A 2,201-nucleotide genomic window follows, 5' to 3' on the forward strand; every position below is an offset into this window, starting at 1 on the left:
AGACGGATCCCGGCGTACGCCTCCTGCCCTGGCCGCCGCACCACAGCGCCGCCGCGACGGCGGACAGCGCGCTGCGCCTGCTGACGTTCGCGGTGCCGGTCGCGCTCTGGACCGCCCGGCTCGCCGGCGCCTGGTCCTGAGGCCGCAGGGCATCACACCCGGCTCACCCGGCGGAGACCTTGTGGACCTCGGTCTCGTCGGGGCGTAGGGGCCGGCCGTCCGCCGACAGCACCTCCAGCCCGCGCAGGCGCCGCCCCTCCCGCCGGTCGAGCAGTTCCGAGTGCGGTTCGCCGGGCGCGAAGGAGTTCGCCTCGCCCCACTGCCGCAGCGCCACGATGACGGGGAAGAGCGCCTCGCCCTTCGGCGTCAGGACGTATTCGCGGTAGGCGCTGCCGTCCGAGGCGGGGACGGACGCGAGGATGCCGCCGTCGACGAAGGTGCGCAGCCGCGCGGTGAGGATGTTCTTCGCCACCCCGAGGCTGCGCTGGAACTCCCCGAAGCGCCGGCTGCCGTCGAAGGCGTCCCGGACGATCAGCAGCGACCACCAGTCGCCGATCGCGTCCACCGACCGGGCGACGGGGCACTCGTTGTCGTCGAAGCGCGTCCTGGCCACCATGGCGTTCCTCCCTCGAATGCAGTTGCAACATGCTACCAAGCAAGGTTACCGTCACCCTGGTAGCAAGATGAAACCAGAAGTGAGGGAGGGTGCGCCCATGTCCGGCACAGGTGAGGCCGTTGCACGGCAGGCGGAGGCCCGTAGCGGAGAGGAACCCGTCCTGTCCCGCGGCATCGTCGTGCTCTTCGCCTTCGCCTGCGCCGCCGCGGTGGCCAACGTCTACTTCTCCCAGCCGCTCCTGGTGGCCATGGGCGACGACCTCGCGATGAGCCCGGCGCTCGTCGGCGGCATCGTCACCCTCACGCACGTCGGCTACGGGCTGGGGCTCTTCTTCCTCGTGCCGCTGGGCGACATGGCCGACCGCAGACGGCTCGTCGTGGCCCAGTTGCTGCTGCTGGTGGCGGCGCTGACCGCGGTGGCCGCCGCGCCCACGGCGGCGGTACTGCTCGCCGGCATGGCCGCGATGGGGCTGCTCGCGGTCGTCACGCAGACGCTGGTGGCCTTCGCCGCCTCGCTGGCCCCGCCCGCCGCGCGCGGCCGGGTCGTGGGGCTCGTCACCGGCGGGGTGGTCATCGGCATCCTCCTCGCCCGTACCGTCTCCGGCGTCCTGGCCGACCTCGCGGGCTGGCGCTCCGTCTACCTCGCCTCGGCCTCGCTCACCGCCCTGCTCGCCCTGGTGCTCCACCGCGTGCTGCCGCGGCACGGCGGCGCCCCCCAGGCGGTGCTGCGCTACGGGCAACTCCTGCGCTCCACCGTCTCCTTGTTCGTACGCGAACCGCTGCTGCGGCTCCGGGCGCTGTTCGGGCTCCTGATCTTCGCCTCGTTCAGCACCCTGTGGAGCAGCGTCGCGCTGCCGCTCGGCGAGCCCCCGTACTCCCTGTCGCACACCGCCGTCGGGATGCTGGGTCTGATCGGCGTCGTGGGCGCGCTGGCCGCGTCCGCGGCCGGCCGCCTGAACGACCGCGGGCTCTCCGGGCGGACCACCGGCACCGCTCTGGCACTGCTCGCCCTCTCGTGGCTGCCCCTCGCCTTCACGCGCAACTCCCTCTGGGCGCTGGTGGCCGGGGTGATCCTGCTCGACCTCGCCGTCCAGGCGGTCCACGTCACGAACCAGACCCTGATCTACGCGCTGCGCCCGGACGCCGGCAGCCGCCTCATCGGCGGGTACATGGTCTTCTACTCGGTCGGCAGTGCCACCGGCGCCATCGGCGCGACCGCCCTCTACGCGGCGGCCGGATGGGGTGCCGTCTGCGCCCTGGGTGCCGGGTTCGGCGGCCTGGGGTTCGTGCTGTGGCTGGTCACCCGGCGCGGCGCGGCGGCAGGCGCCCGCCGGGTGTGACCGCTCCGCGTCCGTTGACGCTTCGCGGACGCCCGGATACGTTCAACTTCAACGTTTTGTTGAACGCCGGGAGGGTGCATGGTGGCGCAGGACGATTCGCCCGCTACGTCGATCGGCGCCCCCGTACGGGACCGGATCGCCGCCGCCCTCGCCCCCGTCGACGCCGAACTCGCCCGCCGGTACCCCGGCGACCCCGGCACCCGCCAACCCGTGCACACCGTCTACGTCCCCGCCGACGCCTTCGGC

3 protein-coding genes are annotated in these 2,201 nt (G+C 73.3%); 2 read left to right on the plus strand and 1 reads right to left on the minus strand.

Annotated features, from left to right (window positions below):
* Nucleotides 1-163 precede the first annotated feature (163 nt).
* On the minus strand, nt 164-616 hold the full coding sequence (locus H5J30_RS28570) for a winged helix-turn-helix transcriptional regulator (protein ID WP_181790176.1): 453 nt from the start codon (nt 614-616) through the stop codon (nt 164-166).
* Nucleotides 617-713: 97 nt separating this feature from the next.
* On the opposite strand from H5J30_RS28570, the gene H5J30_RS28575 reads away from it, so the two are divergent.
* A complete protein-coding gene (locus H5J30_RS28575; protein ID WP_181790177.1) occupies nt 714-1,955 on the plus strand; it encodes an MFS transporter in 1,242 nt (413 codons plus the stop codon).
* Nucleotides 1,956-2,033: 78 nt separating this feature from the next.
* Nucleotides 2,034-2,201: DUF6986 family protein (locus H5J30_RS37040; RefSeq protein WP_445194966.1), on the plus strand; the 168-nt coding region annotated here is incomplete at its 3' end.

The organism is Streptomyces phytophilus (assembly GCF_013870535.1).
Lineage (GTDB): Bacteria > Actinomycetota > Actinomycetes > Streptomycetales > Streptomycetaceae > Streptomyces > Streptomyces phytophilus.

What these genes read in the sequence shown, in the direction of transcription:
- H5J30_RS28575 (WP_181790177.1), top strand. Translation starts at nt 714, where the DNA reads ATGTCCGGCACAGGTGAGGCCGTTGCACGGCAGGCGGAGGCCCGTAGC.
- H5J30_RS28570 (WP_181790176.1), bottom strand. Translation starts at nt 616, where the DNA reads ATGGTGGCCAGGACGCGCTTCGACGACAACGAGTGCCCCGTCGCCCGG.